Consider the following 19,711-nt stretch of genomic DNA (forward strand, 5'->3'; position numbering starts at 1 on the left):
AGCGGCTGATCGCCCGTCACCGCCCCCACGGCGCCGACGCCGCCATCGACGAGCCGCACACGCCCACAGCCGGGCCCGACAACAGATGCCAACGCTGCACCCGGCCCGTCGCTCTCACCGATGCCTACGGCTGGCAGCACACCTGCAGCGAATGCGCCAGCCCGATCATCTGGGACCGCCATGAGGGGTGGCGCCACATCACACCCCCAGACGCCGCCCACCGACACGCCGCGGCCGCCCCACCGATCCTCCTCTGACCGCGACCGGACAACACGACAGGACCTCACCGGTGTCGACCACCCACCACCACGACGCCCCGCCTCTGGACGGCATCGACGAGCGCGAGAGCTACGCCCGGCGCCGCGTCCCCAGGGCGGTCGTCGCCCTCGCTATCGTCGCCGCTGTGGGCGCAGCGGCCATGGTCGTCCGAACCATCCGCGAGACAGGTGACCAGGCTGACACAGCACATGCCGTCCCGGCCTCCTCACCGCTGCCCCTTTCAGCGCTGCTCAACGGCCAGCCCTCCGACGCCGACGGGAGCGTTACCTACCTGCACATCAGGACCTGGGACATCGCCGACGCCACACGAGACGTGCTGGCCACCTACGACGAGCAACTGTGGTGGCACCCCGACGGGTCCGCGCTGGCCAAACGCTGCCTGGTCATCGAACCGGCCACCATGAACCGCCTGGCCAACCAACCGGCCGCGTCCTGCCCGCCCGGCCACCGCGCCGAACCGGGCCAATGGGTACCCCGCCTGGCCGGACCCCCCAGCACAGACCGCGAAACGCTGCGGCGACAACTTGACGCCTACGACACGGGCGACGGTCCAGAACACGTCGTGCGAGCGGTCGCGGCGCTGTGCCGCGAGCATCTACTCGATCCGCGTCAGCGCTCGGCCGCACTCAGCGTCCTCGCCGACGTGCCGGGCCTGAAGTGGCACGGCCTGACCCAAGACCGGGTAGGCCGCCAAGGCGCCGCGGTCACCCTCGACACCGGCGACCCCGCCGCCGGCATGGTCAGGGACATCCTCCTCATCGATCCGGCCTCGGGGCACCTGCTCGGTTACGAGCAGATCGCCATGACCCCTCCCCCTGGATCCCACCTGAAGCCCGAATCGGTCGTGAAGATGATCGTCTACCTGGAAGGCCAGTGGGCGGCCGCCCTGCCGCAGTGACCTGACCGGCCGACACGGACTGCGAGGGCATTCCGCAGAATCGCGCACGGACGCACCCCGCCGCTGCCGCACACCGATGCTTTCAGCGGTGCGATCAAACTGCGGCCGACGCACCGGGTAGCCGCACAGGCGGCTCACCGCGCCGGCCGGGTGGCGAGAACTTGCGCAGCCGCCCTTGTCTGCTGCTATCTTTCGAACAACTGTACGAGAGCATTCGGCGCTTCCCGGCCGGTGGCAGCAGGGAGCTTTGCGTGTCCGCATCACCATCAGGTGCGCGCATCGCCGACGCGGGCGACATCGCCCGTGCGCTCGCGGTCGTACGGGACAAGGCGGGACGCCGCGGCAACACCAGCGAGATGACCCACGCCGTCGGCACCGCCGACGGGCTCCCAGAGCTCAACCCGGCACCAGCGCTTCCGGTGCATGACGCGCTGGCGGAGCTACTGCCGTGGAGGGGTCTTCGCCGCGGAGCGGTCGTCGGCATAAGCGGGTCGGCCGGCCTGCTACTGGCCCTGCTAGGCGAGGCGTCCGCTGCGGGCAGCTGGTGTGCGGTGGTGAACTTCCCCGGCCTCAGCCCGGTCGCCGCCGCTGAGACGGGAGTGGAACTCGCGCGCCTGGCGCTTGTCCCCCACCCCGGCGCTCAGTGGCTGGAGGCGACCTCGGTGCTGATGGACGGCTTCGACATCGTGTTGTGGATGGACTTTGGGCCTGTTCGGTGTTCAGTTGCTTCATCAGTTCAATGGACCACAGACTCTGGCGAGGCGTGAACGGACGATGTTGCGTGTCGTGTCGGGGTCCTCGCAGGATTCGGAATGTTTGTGTGGTTAGGAACTGGCGAGAGTCTGGGCGGGGGGTAGGTGGCTGGCGCGGATGGCCGGGTAGAGGCCGGCGAGTGCGCCGATGATCAGAGTTGCGGCCAGGCCGCCGACGGTGGCCCAGGCGGGCAGGATGGTGGGCCAGTTGCGGACGGTGGCGTAGATGCTGGTGGCGGTGATGCCGAGCAGGATGCCGCCGGCGCCGCCGATCGCTGAGAGCAGGAGTGATTCGGCGAGGAACTGGGTCCGGATGTGGCCGCGGGTGGCGCCGAGTGCGCGGCGCAGGCCGATCTCGGCGCGTCTCTCCAGTACTGTGATGATCATTGTGTTGGCGACGCCGACGCCACCGACGAGCAGGGCGACGCCGCCGAGGCCGAGTAGGAGCGCGGTCAGGGTGGTGTCGGTGGCCTGCTTGGCCGCCAGTGCGTCAGAGGGTCGGGAGATGGCGACTTCGTGCGGGGCCTGGGGATTGGCAGTGGCGGCGAGGACAGCGCGGACTGCGGTGACCTGTGGTTCGGCGACGCGGGTGTAGACGGTAGTGGGATGTCCGTCGAAGCCCAGGTAGGTCGCTGCGGCGTCCCAGCCGGCCAGTGCGGCGCTGTCCAGTTCCGGGGCGAGCGGAACGGGCTCGAGGATGCCGACGACGGCGAACCACTGTTTGCCGAGCCAGACCCGTACGCCCGGGCTGGGCAGGTCGAGGCGTTGTGCCGCCCGGGAGCCGAGGACCACCCCCGGATAGGTGGCGGTGGCGGGAGTGAGCCAGGATCCGGCGCGGAGGTTTGCCCCCACGGTTCGGGGTAGGTCTGGGCTTGCGGCAAGGACGGCGATGCTGCCCGTCTGCCCGGTGGGGACGTGGTCGTTGCGGTAGACGTTGGCGCCGGTCTGGCCGGTGGCTGCGGCCGACTCGACGGGAGCGATCCGGCCGATCATCGCGGTCGCCTCTTTGGGCAGTTTCGCGTCCTCGCCGTGCAGGGTGCTGCCCGGGGCGACGGTGAGCAGGTTGGTGCCGAGCTTAGCCAGGGTCCGGTCTAGTTCAGCTCGGCTGGAAGTGGAGATGCCGACCACCGCGAGCATGGCGCCGATGCCGATGGCGATGCCCATGGCGGAGAGGAATGCGCGCAGCGGCCGGGTGCGCACGCCCGCCGAGCCGACGCGCAGCACGTCGGTAGGACGCAATCGGATCGATTTGGGTCGTTCAGGCATGGGGTTGGCCTCCCGAGTCGGCGATCAGGTTGCCGTCGCGGATCTCGACGCGGCGGGGCAGCTGTGCTGCGATCTGCAGGTCGTGGGTGATCACGACGACGGTCGTGCCTGCACCGCTGAGTTCTTTGATCAGGTTGAGTACGGCGGTGCCGGAGGCGGTGTCGAGGTTGCCGGTGGGTTCGTCGGCCAGCAGCAGCGCGGGCTGGCCGATCACGGCGCGGGCGACGGCGACACGCTGGCGCTCGCCGCCGGACAGTTCATGGGGCAGGTGCTCCAGTCGGTGTGCCATGCCGACCCGATCGAGTGCCGCCTCGGCACGTTGCCTGCGCTTTCGAAGCGGCCGTCCGGCGTAGAGCAGGCCGTCGGCGACGTTGTCCAGCACGCTGACTCCCGGCGCGAGGTGGAACTGCTGGAACACGAACCCGATCGTGGTGGCGCGCAGCGCCGACAACGCCTTGTCGGACAGCCTGCTCACGTCGCGGCCGTCGATCTCGACGGTCCCGGAGGTGGGCAGGTCCAGGGTGCCGAGCAGGTGCAGCATGGTGGACTTGCCCGAGCCGGACGGGCCGACTATGCCGACCAGTTCCCCGGCGCCGATCGTCAGGTCGACGCCGGTGAGCGCGGCGACACCGCCGGGGTAGACCTTCGACACGTTGCGTAGCTGCACGATCGACGTCATTTCGGCATCCGCACGGTCATCCCGGGCCGCAGGTCCGGCCCGGTGACCTCGACCTTGCCGTCGGCGAACAGGCCAGTCTTCACCGCGACGATCCGGGCCGCCTCACCTTCGGCAACCTCCAGTCCGTATCCGCCTTCAGCCAGTGCCAGCAGCGCACCTACCGGCACGGTAAGTACGTCTTTACGTTCCTGCCGGGCGTAGCGAACCTCGACCGGCCCTCGTTCGGCACCCGTCAAAGCCTTCTGGTCGGCGACGCTGACGGTCACACTGACGCCTTGGGCGGCGGCCCCGCCCTCGCTCGGCTCTGCCTGACCGACTACCTCCACCCGGCCTGCGGTCGTCGCGCCGCCTGGACGTGTGACCGCCACGGCCGTACCCGGTGCGGCCCAGCCCGCGTCACCGGCGTCGAGCGTTGCCGTGACCAGCTTGGTCGTACCGGTGTAGGCGAGCACGTCGGCGGGGCTGGCAGCGCCGATGCGTGCCAGGTGGCGTTCGACGCGAATCGGTCCCGGGCCGAATATGATCCGCTCGGCCTCGACTGTGCCGGTAGGTGTTAGGCCGAGGTCGCGCTGCCAGCGTTTGACCGCGGCGGTCGTCGAGGCCGAGAAGGTGTCATCGACGGTGAACCCGCCGTAGCCCAGCTTCTGCAGGTTCGCCTCGATTTGCTTGACGTCAGCGCCCTTGGCCTGTTCGGTAAGCGGCCGATACATCGGCGTCGCGCCGTAGAACAGCACCGCTGGTGTTTCGTCCACCCTTGTCAGCACCTGGCCGCGCTTGACGACGCTTCCTGCGGCAGGCAGCCACGTCACCGTGCCTGCCGCCTTGACTGCAAGCGGCGTGGTCGGCCCGTAGCCGACCTGGCCGTCAAAGCTGACATAGTCGGTCAGCGTCTCTTCGGTCACCTGCACCAGGGCGAAGGCTCGGGATTCAGCTTCGGGCCGTTCGGGTTCGGCTCCGCCGAACCCGAACGCCGCCGCCCCCGCTGCCAGCACCGCCACACCCAACCCGGCACCGATCGCAGCCCGCAGCCGCTTTCGACGCCTTCGCGCACCGGCGCCATCCGCAGACCGGTCCATCAGCCATTCACCGGACCCGGGGTGAACCCGCCGGCCGCGTCGCAGATCTTTCCCGCTCGGACGGCGGCGGCACTGTTCTGGTCCCACAGGGGCGTGCCGTCGGGCCGTTCCGGCTGAATGCCGTCCGGGCCCGGATCGGGAAACTCCGGCACACCGTTGGCGCGCATGCACTCGGCGTACCGACGTGCGATCTCCAAGTCCTCCGGGGATACCTTGTCGTTCAACTCCGCCGGTCGGGGCTGCTGCAGCGGCTGGCACTTCTGCGACGCGGCCAGGAACTTCGGGTCCTTCTTCGGGTTTCCGGTGAAGCTGACGTTCCCCTTCGGGTCAGGATCGGACACCTGAACACCCTCGGCCCGCAGACACTTAACCCAGGCCCGCTGGCCCTCCACGTACGCAGTGATCGGGTCCGCGCTGGCCACAGCCGAAGGGCTCCCGCCTGCCGAAGCCACGCCAGGCGCATCTGTACCACTGCTGCCGCAGCCCGCCAGCGCGAGCGCAGCCAGAATCCCGAGGGTCGTCTTCCGCGAAAAGATCATGCCCGGGACCGTAGATCCACAGATGTGAAGAATCATTGAAGAAGCCGTCCGCCGCTGATGCGATCTTCTCAGCACACCTGCCGCCGGGGCGTCCTACCCGGCTAACCTCGCTTACTCTACGAGGAAGGAGGCCCGCCTTGGCCGCCCGAATCTTGATCGCCGAGGACGACCCAAAACAGTCCCATCTACTACGGGTCTACCTCGAGCGCGAAGGCCACAGCGTGCAGGTGGTCGCCGACGGCCGCTCCGCGCTCGAGCGCTGCCGCGCCTACCGGCCAGACCTTGTCGTCCTCGACGTGATGATGCCCGCCGTCGACGGCCTGGACGTCTGCCGCATCCTGCGCACCGAGTCCGACGTGGCGATCCTGATGCTGACCTCACGCAGCACCGAGGACGACATCCTGCTCGGCCTGGACCTCGGCGCCGACGACTACGTCACCAAGCCCTACAGCCCACGCCAGCTCACCGCCCGCGTACGCGCACTGCTGCGCCGCGCCGGCCGCCTGACCAACGACGCCGACGAACCGATCCGAGTCGGCGACCTGGTCATCGACAGTGGTCGGTTCGAGGTCCACGCCGCCGGCCGCAACGTCGCGCTCACCGCCAAGGAGTTCGCCATCCTCGCGGCACTGGCCGCCGAGCCCGGCCGCGTGTTCACCCGCGCGCACATCATTGACCGCGCCTTCGGGTTCGACAACCACGTTGAGGAACGCACCGTGGACGCCCACATCATGAACCTCCGCCGCAAGATCGAAGACGACCCGGCCCAGCCACGCTACGTCCAGACCGTCTACGGCCGCGGCTACCGCCTCGCAGAGGCATCATGAGCTTCCGCCTGCGTGTCATCACCATGGTCATACTGATCGCCGTGGTCTCGACGGCGGCGACGGCGTGGCTCACGCTGCAACAAGCCAGCCGCCAGCTCAACGAGACAGTCACCGCCAACCAGCAGCAGATCAAACAGATCACCACCGAACTCGGCGACCACGCCCGCACCCGCGGAAGCTGGGACGGCATCAGCACCAAGGTCCTGGACCTGTCACGCAGCACGCGCCAACGCATACGCCTGACCACCGACTCCGGCAGCGTCATTGCCGACTCCGACGTCCTGGCCGGCAACACGGCCCGAGACACCACCGGATCCCCGCTGCTGGTCGATCCGCGCCCGACCTGGCAAATGAAGGTAGGACGCGACTGGTACTGGGGCAGCATCGCCAAGACCATGGCAACCGAGATCATCGAGTACCAGATCGGACTTGTCTACGCTCGCTGCCTGACCGCAGCCGGAGCATCGGTCAAGACGACCGTGGGCGAGTTCGGCACCCCCACCTACCAGGCCGTCGACGCCTCCGAACAGACGCTCACCGCGTGCAACAAGGAGCAGAAAGCCCGGAGTCGCGGCATACGGCCATCTCCGCAGTTCATGGACGCAGTACGCAAATGCCGCGAAAGTAATGACGATCCCGAGCCGTGCTTGCAATCAGTGTTCACCAAGGCGATCGGTGCGTTCGCGCCCGCGCCCGTGCAGGTGCACATCGGCGCGGCTCAGGACCCTGCGCCTCGGCTGAAGAGCGGCACCATTGCGACGGTTGCAGGCCTCGTCGCCGCCATCGCGATTGCGGTGTCATGGCTGCTCAGCCGCCGCGTGCTGCGCCCCATCGAAGCGCTGACCGCAGCGGCGCGGCACATAGGCCAGGGCGATCTCGCCAGACGAGTTCCTGCCGCAGGTCGCGACGAACTGGCCGAACTCGCCCGCGCGTTCAACCGGATGGCCGACTCGCTGCACGCCAGCGAGGAACGGCAGCGGCGCATGACTGCCGATATCGCCCACGAACTGCGTACCCCGCTGGCCAACCTGCGCGGCTACCTCGAAGCGCTCCAAGACGGCGTCATCCCGCCCACTCCGGAGGTGTTCAGGTCACTGCTCGACGAGGCGGTGCTCCAGCAGCGCATCATCGACGACCTGCAGGACCTCGCCCTGGCCGAAGCCGGAGCGCTCACCTACCACAAGACCCTCCTCGACCTTGCCGAACTCCTCGCCAACTGCCGCGACGCACAACGCGTTGCCGCCGCACACGCCGCCGTCAACCTGACCACCGTCACCGACGGCCCGGCACGCGTCTACGGCGACCCTGACCGGCTTCGGCAGGTCATCGGCAACCTCGTGCGCAACGCCTTGGCCGCCACCCCTGCGGGCGGCACCATCACCCTCGCGGTCACGACCGCAGGCGACCAATGCCGCGTCACGGTGACCGACACCGGCACCGGCATCGCCGAAGCCGACCTGCCACACCTGTTCGACCGGTTCTGGCGCGCCGACCCCGCCCGCACCCGACTAGCCGGGCCCTCATCCGGGTCGGGCCTCGGCCTGGCCATCGCGCGACAGTTCATCACCGACCATGGCGGCACCATCAACGCTGCCAGCCAGCTCGGTGCAGGCACCACCTTCACCATCAACCTGCCGTATGTGTAACCGCCGCCCCGCCAGCAACCTCACGCCGATCCACGATCGGACGGCCACGGCGCAGGATCTTGAAAGGTTCTTCAAGACGACCTGCCTAACGTCCGGGAATGAATCCCCCTCACGCAACGGCTGGGCGTCAACCACTGCCGCCCGCGATACACCAAGACTCAAAACGTCCCACCAGGCCGCGGTCAGCGCCGAGCCGGACGCGACCGGACACACGCCGAAAGCGATGGCAGGTTCCGACAGCCGTCGGCTGCCTGCTGGCAGGGGTCTCGTTGATCGTGCTGGCCCTCCTGCGCGGCAACCTGCAACAGGCGCAACCGCCGCGACTCGCCCCGAGCACCGGTGGCAGCCCCAGCGCTGAGGCGTCACTCACGCCATCTCCCACGCCGCAGCCCGTCTACCAGATCGCCGGTCCGATCCCGGCATCCGGGCCCGGAACATGGAGCTACGCGGCGGCTCGAGGCAAGACACTCGGCTCAAACGGCGTGGTCAAGCGATTCCGCGTCGCGGCCGAAACCAACATCACCGGCGACGAGCTACCCGCCTTCACCGCAGCAATCGACGCCGCACTCGGCGATCCTCGCAGCTGGATCGCCAGCAAGCAGTACCGGCTGCAACGCGTCGGCCGCGGATCCGCCTACGACTTCACCATCTACCTGGCCACCGGAGAGACCACCCGCAAGATGTGCGCCACCGGCGGCATGGACACTCGCGTCGACGGCGTCTCCTACACCTCCTGCCGCCTACCCGGCCGCGTCGTCATCAACCTCAACCGCTGGCGCCTGTCCGTACCCGACTACATCGCGACCAAGACCGAACTCAGCCTCTACCAGGCATACGTGATCAACCACGAGGTCGGCCACGAACTCGGAAAGAACCACGAAGCCTGCCCAGGAAAGGACCGACCCGCACCCGTCATGCAACAGCAGACATACGGACTGAGAGGATGCGTAGCCAACCCCTGGCCCTACCTCAACGGCAGACGATACACAGGGCCGCCGATCTAGGGGGTCCGTCCCGTGAGGTTGGGTAGGGAATGTACGACACAAACGGTGTTGGCCCCACCGGGTTCCGCGATCGACGTCGCCTGACTTATCGCTGAGGCGACGAATAGCCCCTTGTCCAGCGTTGGCAGGGCGAAAACTAGCCGCGCCGGCGAATGTGCGTGACCCTGGTTGCGGTCTCGAGTTCCTGACGCAGTTGGTGGTTGTCGATGGCCAGTCGTTGAATGCTTGCGACCGCGAACTCCAGTTGTTCGGTCAGGGTCTGGTTGGCGCGCCGAAGGCGCGCATTGTGCTGCTTCAGCTCCTCCAGACGGCTGTCGGCTACATCCCCGTCCGGTGCCTGGGCGGCACCAGTTCGGCCCAGCTGTGCCAGCTCGCGGGCGATGTCGGGAAAGTGGCGCCAGAACGTCGGATTGCTCATGCCGAGCCGGCCTGCAAGGGCCACCACGGTGGGCCGTGTGCCCGTTGCTCGTGCCGCCGCCAGCACGCTGGTCTTGGCCTGCTCTACCTCGGCGCCGCTGGGCAGATTGACCTTCCTGGTCATCGGTGCTCGGCCTCACGTTGGTGCTGACTGATGAAGGAGTCGATCGTTTCCCTGCGGGTGATCAGCTGCTGGTGCAGCAGCGGTGGCAGCGGCGGCCTGCCCACCAGCCGCGCGTCGATGCGTTCGAGTTCGGCCTGCCACGCGGCGGTGTTGGCCTCGGTGAGGGCGACGTTTCGGCAGCCCAGCGGCCTGCACGTGCCGAAGTCGGGCACGGCCCGGCTGCTGGGGCTGCTGTTCTGTTGGCACAGCGCCTTGGCGTGGTCGTAGACGCAGGTGACGTAGGCGCCGGGGTATACCGCTGGGTCGTGGCGGTCCATCAGGCGTTTGAGTCGGTGCCGGTCGGTGACGACCATGCCCTGGTACCGGCTCTGGGCGGCGAAAGCGGCCAGCCGCCGTGCCGCGTCGTCGGCGGCGGGTCCGGTCAGGGCGTCGTGGTCATGGGCGTCGATCATCGCCATGAGGTGCTCGCCGCGGGCCAGGGCCTGCTCGCTTTCTACTTCGGCACGGAAGCCGGAGTCGGAGGTGCCGGCGTAGCCTTCGAACATCTGGATGCTCAGGTGGCGGTAGGCGATCGCGCCGGCGATGGCGCCGCCGGGACGGCGGGCGATGTACCAAGCCAGGGTGCGCCGGAACTGGCTGGTCATCAACCGCCAGGTACGTCCGGTGATGTCGGGGATGCCGTCGTGACGGCCGTGCTCGGCGCAGTAGTCGTTGACCCAGCCGATGAACGCGCGCAGTTGCGTGTTGGTCGTCGAACTCACCGCGGCGGCGTTGCCAGGCTGGTTGACCTTGCCGCCGCCGGGGCCGTGCGGCAGCGGGGTGAACAGCAGGTCCACGCCAGGACGCTGCAGCTGTTCCAGCACCGCGATCGCGCGGGCGGCGGCAGCGCCGACGGTCCAGGTCGCGGTCGTGCCAGCCGGGTCCGGCTCGGTCTTGAAAGCCAAGCTGGTCGCCTTCCACCGGTAGGGCACGCCGCCGGGGTCGCGTTCGACGTACAGGCAACCGCGACGCAGGTGCTTGACCTCGCTGTCACGCATGCCGGACAGGTAGGCGACGGTGATGTAGCAGGCGGCTTGCAGCATCCGTGCCAAGCATGCCAGGCCTTGAGGATTGCCGCGGTGAGTGGTGACGATGGCGTCGATCCACGGCCGGCCGTCGAGGCGGCCGGTGATCGGCTGGTCGAACACGTCGTGGGGACGCAGTCCGACCACTGCCACGGCCTGGTCAATCGCCTGCTGGTGTCGGCGGATGAACAGCCCATGGTCGTTGATCATCGCGGCGATCAGGTTGATGTGGGGCCGACCGCGGCGCCCGGGAAGAGGACGGCATTCGGCCATGTGTGCGTCGAGCAGGTCGCGCAGCGCCTGCTCGCGTTCGGCGGCGCTGCGGCGTACCCGGTGGTGTAGGTGCCGCCACTGGCGTTCGGCGGCGAGGATGTCGGGGGCGAAGTCGTCGACGAATCGCAGCGCCCAGGCCAGCAGCGGCCCGCAGACCGCTTCGGGGATCCTGGCGGTGATGTTCTCGCTCGCGGTGGTGCCTGTCTCGCCCCAGCCGTCGATATCCCGCGGATCGAAGGCCAGCCGGTCGGGGGTCAGGGCGTGGCGGTGGCGCCAGAACAGCCGCACCGCGCACAACGCCCGGCGCCGGACCCCACTGGGGCCGCTACCGAACTGGGCTATCAGGTGGCGTTGATAGTCCTCCAGGTCCGCCGGGGTGAGGTCGGCCATGAGAGGGTGGCCGGGTCTGGTGTCCAGCCATAGCGCGAATCGTTTGATGTCGGTGAACATCGTGCGGATGGTGGTGATCTGCGGTGGGCGCTCGGCGTGCGGCGGCGTCCCGGACAGTAGGTTGTAGAACAGCTGCTTGGCCACCTGGCGGTAGCGGGCGGGTAGTTCGGTGAAGTGCAGCGACAGTCTTCGCTGGTGCTGCTGGTGCGTGGCCGGGTCCAGGTGCCAAACGTCGTCGCGGTAGCGGGCGGTGTGCTCAAGCTCAGCACCGGGGCGCAGGGCACGGCGATGCAGCACGAAGACGTCCGCGATGTCGTCGACAGTGGCGGCGCGCCCGTGCAGGGCCGCGGCGGTGGCGCTCACAGCAGCTCCCACGGATTGTCCACCAGATCCAGGAACGTGTCGGCGGGCTTCTCCTGGGCGGCCGCGGCGACCTGCTGCGGACTGAACTTCGGCAGCACGTCGTGGCGTATCGCCGCCCACGTCGGCCCGTAGCGCGACCACCAGACCGGCTCGGGCAGTTCGCTGCGGCGGCTGGTGAGAGCATCGAGCAGGCTCAGCAGGCGCGGCAGATGCTCCGATGTCACGACGCAGTTGCCGCAGTGGAAGCAGTCCAGGAACGACGTCTCGCACCGCCCTCCGCCGACCGGGTGCTGCTGCGGGTCCGTACATGCCGACCACGCGGCGTCCACGACGATCGGCTCCTGCCGCGTCTCGTGGTGCCCGACGGTGCCGGTCGGCGCAGGTGCCGCCTGGCTGGCGGCCAGCACCCGGGGTCCGCCGCCGGCCAGCGCAGCGGCGCGGCGATGAGCTGCCAGCGCGGCCGCCTCCGCGTCGGCGACAGCCTCGGCGAGGACCTCGCTGGCCCATGCCAGAACCGTCGGGTCACCACGCAGATAGTGACGAAACAGCACCGGGATCGTGTTGGTGCGGGCAGCCGACGGAAGGTGCCCGCCCATCTGCCGGGTCCGACGCACATCGACACTGGTCTTGAGCCGATTGAAGTCGAGAACCAGCGGCTCGGCGTGCGCCGACGTCGCTTCCAGGTCCGCGGGCAGGTCAGCGAGGATCTGCTGCCGTGCTGTCCACCGGTTGCCGCCGATGTTCGACCACAGCGTCTGAGCGAACGGGTCGCGATGCTCGGCAGGTCCGCGCAGCCCGCCAGCGTGGCCGTTGCGCCAGATCGACCACAGCCGCGACACCCCCGACAATGACCGGCTGCGCGCCATGAGCCGATGCGCCAACAGGTAGATCCCACCCGCGGTGTGCAGCTGCCGACCCGGCGGACCGATCTCCCAGGTGACGGTCTGCTCCCACCGACTCACACCACGCCGCCGCTTGATCACTTTCAGCTCGACCGCGCGGCCGTCGAGGATCCGATGCTCCGCGGGCAGCTCCTTGATCGTCTCGATGTTCCAGCCGGTCGCCGACACCAGCAGCACCATCAGCGGCGCCAGGTCCTGCCACGTGACGAACAACTGCTGCGCAAGCCGCAGCCTCGGCACCGGCTGCGCCAAGCCCGGCTGCTGCGGAACACAGCCCTCACCCGCTTCCCGCAGCCGCACGGCAAGGGCCCGCTCGTCGGCACCAAGGCCGTCCGGCCACGCCAGGTACCTGGCCAGCAGCCGCTCGCCGGCATCAATCCGATCCCGGATACAGGCGGCATCACGACGCGCCGCCGCGACCAGCCGAGCCAGCTCACCGTCGGAATACCCGGGCCGCGGCGTGCCGCAGCGGCCGCTGCGACGCTGCACGAACTCCAACACCTCGGCCGGTATCAGCTCGCGCAGCGGCGACTGCTCGAGCACCGTGCCGACCATGCGCACCTCGCGGGCGGCGTAGCCCGGCCCGGTCGAGGCGGTCCGCTGGCGCAGGAACCCCTCCAGATGGGGCACCCGCAACGCTGCCGGTTCCGCCGGCGGAACCGGCAGCGCGGCCAGATACCTCATCATCCGCGTGACGTGGCTCCAGTAGGCACGGACACCGGAACTCGTCCGAACCGTGCCGGCCGCGCCCAGCCGCCGCGCCAGCGCCGCGGCCAGCGGACGGTGCCAGCCGGCCAGCGGCAACTGATCGACTCGCAGACTGGCCCTGCGGCCGTCCTCACCGGCGAACTCCACCACCAGATCCGCGCTCGAGGCGGACTCCGTGTCGGCAGGCTCATAGTCTCCGCGCGGCATCGGTGTCCGCCGTCCCACGCCGACGCTGCCCCGCCCGCCGGTCACGGGGCACCAGCCGCAGGCACCTCGGTGTCGTCGAGGCCGCAGCTGGCAGGGTCCTCCCATTCGTCGGGGACCAGCGCCATCCGGGTGTGCATCTCCAGCTCCGCCAGCGCGTGCAGGTAAACCATCGTCGAGGTCAACGACCGGTGGCCCAGCCTGCGACGCACCCAGTCCAGCGGATCCCCGAACACCCGCACATAGTGACCCCGCTGCTCGGCCGTGAACCCCGCCAGCGCCGCCAGATGCCCCCGCTGCAACTGCTCCAGCGTCACCACCGCGAACGTATGCCGCAACATGTGCGGGTGGCAGGCGACGTCAACGCCGCGACCGCGACACCGGACATTGGCCGCAGCGAAGATCCCCTTCCACGACGGCACCGACAACGGCATACCGTCCTCACCCAGCCAGAACGCCGCAGGCTCCGGCCCGTCACCGTTGTCCACCAGCGCGCTCCTGCGCTCGACCGGATCCAGCTTCGCCACCGCGACCTGATGCCGGCTGCCGGGCTGCCCGGCCACCGACACAACCGGCCTGGCGGCATCCGCGACGACCAGCGGCTGCCGCATCCGCCCATACCTGCTTGCCCGCCGCGCCGTGGCCACCACCTCGGCCCGGTCGACGCTCGCGTAGACGGCCAGCTCCGCTACCAGCGACGAGGGCACATACACCCAGCGCGCCGAACCACCCTTCGCGATCGCTGCTGGCAACCAGAACCGCTGATATCCCCTGACCCCACCCGCGTCGGTCGGCACTTCGAACACGCTCAGGCTGGCCTGCTCGGACAGCCGCAGCCCCGTGCGGACCATCAAGTCCGCGAACAGCGCGTTGCGTGCCGCCCACCTTCCCCGAAACCGGCGGTCCGGAAGACCGTCCGCACCGAAACCGCGCAGACCGACGTCCCGCCACTGGCGATAGGACACCGGCGGAAGCCACTGCACCCGCTCCGTTGCGCCGTCGTGGCTGTAGGTCGCCGGAACCCTGCCACCACTGCCGCCGCCACGGTGCCACCCCGACGGCACCACCCCAGCCAACCGCTGCGGAATGGGGTTCGCGTTCACCAGGCCGCGGCTCAGCGCCCATCGGTAGAACTGGTTGACTGCCGCGACCTCCCGGTTCCAGGTCGACCCGGCAACCCTCGGCCCAGCGGGATCACGACGACGCCACACCAGGTAAGCAACATGATCATCCTCCGTGGCGTCCCGCCACGAACGCCCGCCCCGAGCCACCCACAAGAACGTCAGGAACCGCGCCAGATCGCAGGCGTACCCCGCCCTCGTGGTACGCGGTGCCGCCGACATCCGCAAACCCTTGAAGAACCCGTTGAGCTCTACGTCGTACTCGAACCTCGGCGACAACAAGAACGGCGTGCCCTCCGCGATGTTCGCGCGGTCCAACCACTCGCGGACACCCAGAGGCACCCACCCGTCAACCGGTAACGGTGCCGCCGGGCACGGCACGTCACGGCGTGTGTAGTGCACCTGCCAGACCCCACTCGGCATTGGGTAAATCTATCTGAACAGTGTCAAATAGTGCACAACTGGTCATCCTCCAACCGCCTGCCGGCCCAGTCGCGCCGCGTGATGCGTCGAACCTCGCCGCGAGGGCGCGGCGGCGTGGCTGCGTGTTGCTCACCGTGGGCGACCGCTGGCCAAGCACCGACGTGCAGCTCGAAGTGACCGGACGACGCTGGCACGGTCTGGGCGTCGGCTACGGCCGCCTCAAGTATGTGGACCTGGACGTCACCACGCGAGGACGCGGAGCCGCGGCCCGGCCGCGGTCCGCCGTCGTGCGCCTGCCGCTCAACTCCCCGCCCGACCCAATGGCGCCCACGCCCGGCCGACACCTTCGTGCCGTATAAACAGGCCGCGATTTCCTACTTGACATAGTTAACCAGTCAGGCTGTAGTAGGTGGAGGTGCGAGCCATGGGGGCGGCGGTCCCGGATCATCCGGTCCGGGGCCGCCGCCGTACTCAAGACGGCCCGGCCGGGCCGCTGCCGCAGGAGGGCAGTAGCCGAAGACCCAGTACGCCGCGATGTCGAGGCAGTCCGCGGCGTCGTCGAGCGCGTCGCACGCCTCCCTTGGCCCGCTCGCCCCAGTACCCGAGTTCCTCGGTGCCGGGTCGCCAACTTCTCTGATGGCTCGGCTCCGCCCTACTTGGTTCCACCAATCCGGCGCAGTACGTTGGCGCATCAAGACACATCGTGGCGACGGGGAATCCAGGGGGCCGCAACCGTGACTTCGTACACCGTGACCATCGCACCGGACGACCCAGCGCTGGCTATCACCACCATCCGGCTCGACCTCGCCGGCGGCGAGCCGACCGTGCGGGAGCTGCGCATGGTTCCCGGAGAAGGCGGAGCGCTGCTGGCTGACGGCCTGCCCGTGCTCGACCTCAACCATCTGGTCAGCGCCGTGCTCGCCGCCGTATCGCCAACCCGCTCGGCGTCGGCCAAGAGGGCCGGTCGGCCGGCCACGCGAGGCGTCCCTCGCCAGGCGGCGGCCGACAGGCGCCAGGACGCGCCTTCCGCGCCTGGCGCGGCACCGGTGCTCGCCGCGCTCCGGCAAGGCCCGGCCACCGCGGAACGCGATGCCCGAGTGGCCGCTGCCCCGAAGCCCTCACGCGCGGCCGGGCAAGCGCGAAAGGAGCGGCCCGCCGGTCAAGCGCCGAAGAAGGCCACTGCGTCGGCGGCGCCCGATCGCGGGGGCAGGACCTATCGGCAGATGCCCGAAGACTTCGCCGAGGTGATGCGCCAGGTCGGCGACAGCGCGGGCATCATCGCCGATCACTACGACGTGCCGCGACACACCGCGTACGGCTGGATCCGCACCGCGCGTAAACGGACCGCCGCCTGACCTGCGCCTTCCGGCAGGCCCTGGCGAGAATGCACGGCGATCCCGTCGAGGATTTCGCGGAATGCCGGTACGGCCAGCGCGGACACACCCGTGACCTGCGCCGCCGCCGAGGGTCACCCGGATAATCTGCACGGGTGACTCGCGGTGCCTGTCCGGTGCCTATGGGATCGCCGGGAGAAGACTGATGCCGTACGCGTTCAGCTATGAGTTGAAGTTCGCTGGAGTGCAGCACGAAGCCAAGCTGGAGTACGGCGTGGACACGCCCGACGGCGAAGGCGCCGGCTGGATGGTGGACATGCCCACGATGCTGAGGCTGCTCCAGGCGGCCGAAAACGGCGACGTCGCGATTGCCGCCGTGGGTGACGCGCTGCGACGCATGATGGCTTCGTACAGCCAGGCCAGTGGATGCTGCCCCGATTGCGACTACGCGATGGACGCCCATGCCCGCGCGCTGAAGCAATACGAGGCCGCAGCCGATCAGCTCCGCCAGGCGGAAGCTGCGATGACGCCAGAGTCGCACCCGTTCGTCGTCTCCTCATCGGGGAAGGTGCACAGCCTGACCTGCCGATCCGATCCCGGTCTGCCGACGCTGCCGCACCCAGGCCGCACGGTTCAGGAGTTTGTCCACGAGAGCCGCATGTTCGACGGAGTGGGCTCCTACCAGCGGATCGTTGGAAGCGCGCGCCGGGTGACCACCGCAGAGCTGGCCGAGATGCTTGGACGGCGCAGCACCATGGCCAGGTGCAAGCTGTGCCAGCCAGCGCTGCCCGGGGCCTACGGTTCCGAGGCGTCCGACGTCGAAGCAGGCGCCCGGCGCTAACGCTGCGGCGGCCGCGGCGGAGCTGCGCCCGCTCGGTGCCGGCTCAGCCCGCCCAGTCCAACTGCTCGGCGGGGTTGCCGAGGCCGAGCCCGTGCCGCTCGGCGGCCCGCCTTGCCGGCGGGTCTCCCCTCGCGCACACGAACACGACGCCTTCGGGGAAGATCACCCGGGTCTGATCGGCACTGCGGAAGTCGGCGTACCAGCCCTAATGCTTCGGTTGCGCGCAGACAGTGCTGGCCCGGCCGGTCAGGCCGGGCCAGCATCAAACAGGAGCGAGTGCGCCGGCCGGTCGTGGTGCTAGTTCCGCGGAAGCAGCACCGGTGGGGTCAGCCGCGAACGGCCCGGATGATTTCGGCAACGGCTATGGCGAGCGTGGCCAGGCCCCCCACCACCGTGGCGTACGCACGCAGCCATGCGGGGGTGCGGTACCTGCGCGACTTTCGGCGCGCGGGCTTTTGCGAGACGATGGGGGCATCGCCGGGAGTTCTCATCGGATACCTCTCGGTCGGGCCCCTGCCCGGGTCGTGCCAACGGTCACCGGGCGGGGGCTGTGGTCTCCTCATTGAAAAGTCCCGTTCGAGCTGCAGCAATGCCGTCTGCATTAGTGCGGACTATTCAGGACTATCAAGGAACAAGGGAGTCAGCGTGCCGCGGCGTTCCCAGGCGTTGAAGCCGACCGACGGTCCTCTTGCGGTATTTGCCCTCGCGTTGAGAAGGCTGCGAGATGACGCACCCGCCGGTCAACACATGGAGATCGCTGAGATGGCAGCGGCTCAGGGAGTGAGCAAATCAGCGGTGTACGCGGCGCTGCAGGGCAAGCGGCTGCCGTCGAGGGTGTTGCTGCAAGCGATGGTCCGCGAGTGGGCGGTGGACCCTGCGGCAAGTCAGCGGGAGTGGATGCGCAGGCGGTCCGACTGCGAGGCGGCGCTGGCTAGCAGGCCGAGCACAGGAGCATTGCAGGAGCTGCGAAATACCGTTCGCAGGCATATATCAATCCCGATGCCGTCGGCTCGGACTGATCGCGGCGGTGGGCCCACCATGCCGGAGCTGGAAGAGCCGCTGAACTCCACCGGCCTGTCTGAGCCGGCATCCGGCAGCAGTGGTGCCGACGACAATGCCGACCAGCCCATGGCCGCCGATCGCGAGTTGCTGGCACTGGCCAGCGCCACTGGGGTCGTTGCAGATGGCCTCGCGGAGAAGATCCAAGCGTTCATCGTGGACGGTAAACCCCTCGGATTCGGCGCCGAGGTCTCAGGTGAACATCGCCGTCGCCTGTTGGGCCGGGAGATCGCGCACCGCCGAGTCTCGATGAAACTCTCGCGGGGCGAGGTTGAGGAGCTTTCCCGGGTTGGAGCACGCCAACTGCACCAGATCGAGCTCGCAGACAGAGTGCCTTCTGCAGCACAGATGGAGTACCTGGACGACGCGCTCAACTACGGCGGCCGCCTCATTGAGCTCTATCACGCGCTCAACCTGGCGAAATCCGCCCGCAGCGACTTCGCGCGAAAGATCCAAACAGCTCGCGCGGCCAAGGGTTTTACCCTGCGCCGCCTGGCAAAGGCCGTTGACGTTGCGCCGTTGGAACTCATTGCCTGGGAGCAGGGAAGTCACCTCCCCACGCGGGCGAATTGGCCGGACGTGCGGAGGATCGATGCGGTCCTGGAGTGCGACGGAGCGCTCATGGACGTACTTCACGCTGCGCATGCGGCCAAAGCAGCTGCCGGAAAACGGGGCCAGCGTGCCGGGCGCAAGGGCCCCCGGCGCTACTGGTTTCACCAGGAGCAGTGGGGCAGCGCCGACCACCAGCATTGGGTGACCGTCGCCGTGCGGCGGCGGCCCAACAGGCTGACCGCTGGAGGCCGCCGCACCAGCCGCCGTAGCGGCCGTGAGATCCGGCAGGTGGGGACGGGACAAATGTCGAGCCGGATTAACCGCGGTTAACCCTCCGCTCGAGGGTGCTTCCAGGGAAGCAGCCCGGCCGGGTCAGAGGTTGAGGGCGCCTGCCGGTGCCGGTGTGTTTCTTCGACGGTCACCGCACCTCACCCTGCTGCCCCTGTTCACGGAGCTGTTCCCAGCTCCGGTCGGTGGGAACCATCTGCCAGCCCGTGAGCGGGTCGTCCCCACTGTGGCTCAGCAGGTATCCGGGGTGATGCGACGTGGCCAGCCACAGCCGGTCCCGGATGCTGCCGAGGAAGGTCGTAGTTTGCCCGGCCCGTGGACCGCCGACGAATGTCGCCGTGATGGGGCGCTCCAGGACCGGCTGCTCGACGGTGCCGATGTGCTGGAACAGCCACTGGCCTGACGCGGCGCGCTTGATCTGGTAACGCTCGATGACGGGGTCGGCACGGCTGTAGATACTCGTGGGCGTGTAGTCCCAGATGTAGCCCTCCGCCAGCATCTCCTCCAGTTCGTGCCGTGCGTAGTCCTGGCTGTTGACCTCCCCGTCCAGCGGCCCGCCAACGTAGGTCACCGACATCATGCGAGACATGGTCCTCCTTCAGGTGGGCAACAGCACCAGCGCCAATCGCGGCATGGGTCGACTTCCCGCCCAGCTGTCTATCTTCGCCCACGCCGCGAGACT

The 19,711-nt window shown here is 68.9% G+C and carries 18 protein-coding genes; 8 read left to right on the forward strand and 10 right to left on the reverse strand.

Features of this window, described 5'->3' with window-relative positions:
- The first annotated feature begins 289 nt into the window (after positions 1–289).
- Together AB0B35_RS19745 and AB0B35_RS19750 are read left to right on the forward strand one after the other, a co-directional pair.
- Entirely contained in the window at positions 290–1,177 is an 888-nt protein-coding gene (locus AB0B35_RS19745) for a hypothetical protein (protein WP_361047306.1), read from the forward strand.
- Positions 1,178–1,428: 251 nt separating this feature from the next.
- A complete protein-coding gene (locus AB0B35_RS19750; protein WP_361047310.1) occupies positions 1,429–1,944 on the forward strand; it encodes a hypothetical protein in 516 nt (171 codons plus the stop codon).
- 57 nt (positions 1,945–2,001) lie between these two features.
- Here AB0B35_RS19750 and AB0B35_RS19755 read toward each other — a convergent pair whose 3' ends face one another.
- The 4 genes from AB0B35_RS19755 to AB0B35_RS19770 all read right to left on the reverse strand — a co-directional run bounded on the left by AB0B35_RS19755 (position 2,002) and on the right by AB0B35_RS19770 (position 5,489).
- Positions 2,002–3,195 carry an ABC transporter permease gene (locus AB0B35_RS19755; protein WP_361047313.1) on the reverse strand — a complete coding sequence of 398 codons (1,194 nt, stop codon included), beginning with the start codon at positions 3,193–3,195 and terminating at the stop codon, positions 2,002–2,004.
- On the reverse strand, positions 3,188–3,874 hold the full coding sequence (locus AB0B35_RS19760; RefSeq protein WP_361047315.1) for an ABC transporter ATP-binding protein: 687 nt from the start codon (positions 3,872–3,874) through the stop codon (positions 3,188–3,190). The genes AB0B35_RS19755 and AB0B35_RS19760 overlap by 8 nt, the downstream gene beginning before the upstream one ends.
- Complete coding sequence (locus tag AB0B35_RS19765; RefSeq protein WP_361047318.1) at positions 3,871–4,872, reverse strand: peptidoglycan-binding domain-containing protein; 1,002 nt, start codon at positions 4,870–4,872, stop codon at positions 3,871–3,873. The genes AB0B35_RS19760 and AB0B35_RS19765 overlap by 4 nt, the downstream gene beginning before the upstream one ends.
- 77 nt (positions 4,873–4,949) lie before the next feature.
- Complete coding sequence (locus AB0B35_RS19770) at positions 4,950–5,489, reverse strand: hypothetical protein (protein WP_361047320.1); 540 nt, start codon at positions 5,487–5,489, stop codon at positions 4,950–4,952.
- A gap of 137 nt (positions 5,490–5,626) precedes the next feature.
- On the opposite strand from AB0B35_RS19770, the gene AB0B35_RS19775 reads away from it, so the two are divergent.
- The 3 genes from AB0B35_RS19775 (at position 5,627) to AB0B35_RS19785 (ending at position 8,966) form a co-directional block, all read left to right on the forward strand.
- Positions 5,627–6,316, forward strand: a complete 690-nt coding sequence (locus AB0B35_RS19775; RefSeq protein WP_361047323.1) for a response regulator transcription factor — start codon at positions 5,627–5,629, stop codon at positions 6,314–6,316.
- Complete coding sequence (locus AB0B35_RS19780; protein WP_361047326.1) at positions 6,313–7,962, forward strand: ATP-binding protein; 1,650 nt, start codon at positions 6,313–6,315, stop codon at positions 7,960–7,962. Before AB0B35_RS19775 ends, AB0B35_RS19780 begins: the two co-directional genes overlap by 4 nt.
- Positions 7,963–8,237: 275 nt before the next feature.
- A complete protein-coding gene (locus AB0B35_RS19785; protein ID WP_361047510.1) occupies positions 8,238–8,966 on the forward strand; it encodes a DUF3152 domain-containing protein in 729 nt (242 codons plus the stop codon).
- Positions 8,967–9,102: 136 nt separating this feature from the next.
- Here AB0B35_RS19785 and AB0B35_RS19790 read toward each other — a convergent pair whose 3' ends face one another.
- The 4 genes from AB0B35_RS19790 to AB0B35_RS19805 are packed head-to-tail and all read right to left on the reverse strand — an operon-like array spanning position 9,103 to position 14,850.
- Positions 9,103–9,507: a hypothetical protein gene (locus AB0B35_RS19790; RefSeq protein ID WP_361047329.1), complete on the reverse strand. Its 405-nt coding sequence runs from the start codon at positions 9,505–9,507 to the stop codon at positions 9,103–9,105.
- Positions 9,504–11,597, reverse strand: a complete 2,094-nt coding sequence (locus AB0B35_RS19795; protein ID WP_361047331.1) for a hypothetical protein — start codon at positions 11,595–11,597, stop codon at positions 9,504–9,506. The genes AB0B35_RS19790 and AB0B35_RS19795 overlap by 4 nt, the downstream gene beginning before the upstream one ends.
- Entirely contained in the window at positions 11,594–13,414 is a 1,821-nt protein-coding gene (locus AB0B35_RS19800; RefSeq protein ID WP_361047334.1) for a hypothetical protein, read from the reverse strand. Before AB0B35_RS19800 ends, AB0B35_RS19795 begins: the two co-directional genes overlap by 4 nt.
- Positions 13,415–13,455: 41 nt before the next feature.
- Positions 13,456–14,850: a site-specific integrase gene (locus tag AB0B35_RS19805; RefSeq protein WP_361047337.1), complete on the reverse strand. Its 1,395-nt coding sequence runs from the start codon at positions 14,848–14,850 to the stop codon at positions 13,456–13,458.
- Between the two features lie 839 nt (positions 14,851–15,689).
- Here AB0B35_RS19805 and AB0B35_RS19810 point away from each other — a divergent pair.
- Complete coding sequence (locus AB0B35_RS19810) at positions 15,690–16,310, forward strand: hypothetical protein (protein ID WP_361047340.1); 621 nt, start codon at positions 15,690–15,692, stop codon at positions 16,308–16,310.
- Between the two features lie 184 nt (positions 16,311–16,494).
- The gene (locus tag AB0B35_RS19815; protein WP_361047343.1) at positions 16,495–17,130 is read left to right on the forward strand and encodes a hypothetical protein; all 636 of its coding nucleotides are present in this window, start codon (positions 16,495–16,497) and stop codon (positions 17,128–17,130) included.
- A 43-nt stretch (positions 17,131–17,173) separates the two neighbouring features.
- On the opposite strand, the gene AB0B35_RS19820 is transcribed toward AB0B35_RS19815, so the two are convergent.
- Positions 17,174–17,296, reverse strand: a complete 123-nt coding sequence (locus AB0B35_RS19820; protein WP_361047346.1) for a hypothetical protein — start codon at positions 17,294–17,296, stop codon at positions 17,174–17,176.
- Between the two features lie 872 nt (positions 17,297–18,168).
- On the opposite strand from AB0B35_RS19820, the gene AB0B35_RS19825 reads away from it, so the two are divergent.
- Complete coding sequence (locus tag AB0B35_RS19825; protein ID WP_361047348.1) at positions 18,169–19,071, forward strand: helix-turn-helix transcriptional regulator; 903 nt, start codon at positions 18,169–18,171, stop codon at positions 19,069–19,071.
- Between the two features lie 88 nt (positions 19,072–19,159).
- Here AB0B35_RS19825 and AB0B35_RS19830 read toward each other — a convergent pair whose 3' ends face one another.
- Entirely contained in the window at positions 19,160–19,618 is a 459-nt protein-coding gene (locus AB0B35_RS19830) for a hypothetical protein (RefSeq protein ID WP_361047350.1), read from the reverse strand.
- Between the last annotated feature and the right edge of the window lie 93 nt (positions 19,619–19,711).

This window comes from Catellatospora sp. NPDC049133 (assembly GCF_040648455.1).
Taxonomy (GTDB): Bacteria; Actinomycetota; Actinomycetes; order Mycobacteriales; family Micromonosporaceae; genus Catellatospora; species Catellatospora aurea.

What these genes read in the sequence shown, in the direction of transcription:
- AB0B35_RS19770 (WP_361047320.1), bottom strand. Translation starts at nt 5,489, where the DNA reads ATGATCTTTTCGCGGAAGACGACCCTCGGGATTCTGGCTGCGCTCGCG.
- AB0B35_RS19790 (WP_361047329.1), bottom strand. Translation starts at nt 9,507, where the DNA reads ATGACCAGGAAGGTCAATCTGCCCAGCGGCGCCGAGGTAGAGCAGGCC.
- AB0B35_RS19780 (WP_361047326.1), top strand. Translation starts at nt 6,313, where the DNA reads ATGAGCTTCCGCCTGCGTGTCATCACCATGGTCATACTGATCGCCGTG.
- AB0B35_RS19760 (WP_361047315.1), bottom strand. Translation starts at nt 3,874, where the DNA reads ATGACGTCGATCGTGCAGCTACGCAACGTGTCGAAGGTCTACCCCGGC.
- AB0B35_RS19800 (WP_361047334.1), bottom strand. Translation starts at nt 13,414, where the DNA reads ATGCCGCGCGGAGACTATGAGCCTGCCGACACGGAGTCCGCCTCGAGC.
- AB0B35_RS19830 (WP_361047350.1), bottom strand. Translation starts at nt 19,618, where the DNA reads ATGTCTCGCATGATGTCGGTGACCTACGTTGGCGGGCCGCTGGACGGG.
- AB0B35_RS19815 (WP_361047343.1), top strand. Translation starts at nt 16,495, where the DNA reads ATGCCGTACGCGTTCAGCTATGAGTTGAAGTTCGCTGGAGTGCAGCAC.
- AB0B35_RS19825 (WP_361047348.1), top strand. Translation starts at nt 18,169, where the DNA reads ATGCCGGAGCTGGAAGAGCCGCTGAACTCCACCGGCCTGTCTGAGCCG.
- AB0B35_RS19755 (WP_361047313.1), bottom strand. Translation starts at nt 3,195, where the DNA reads ATGCCTGAACGACCCAAATCGATCCGATTGCGTCCTACCGACGTGCTG.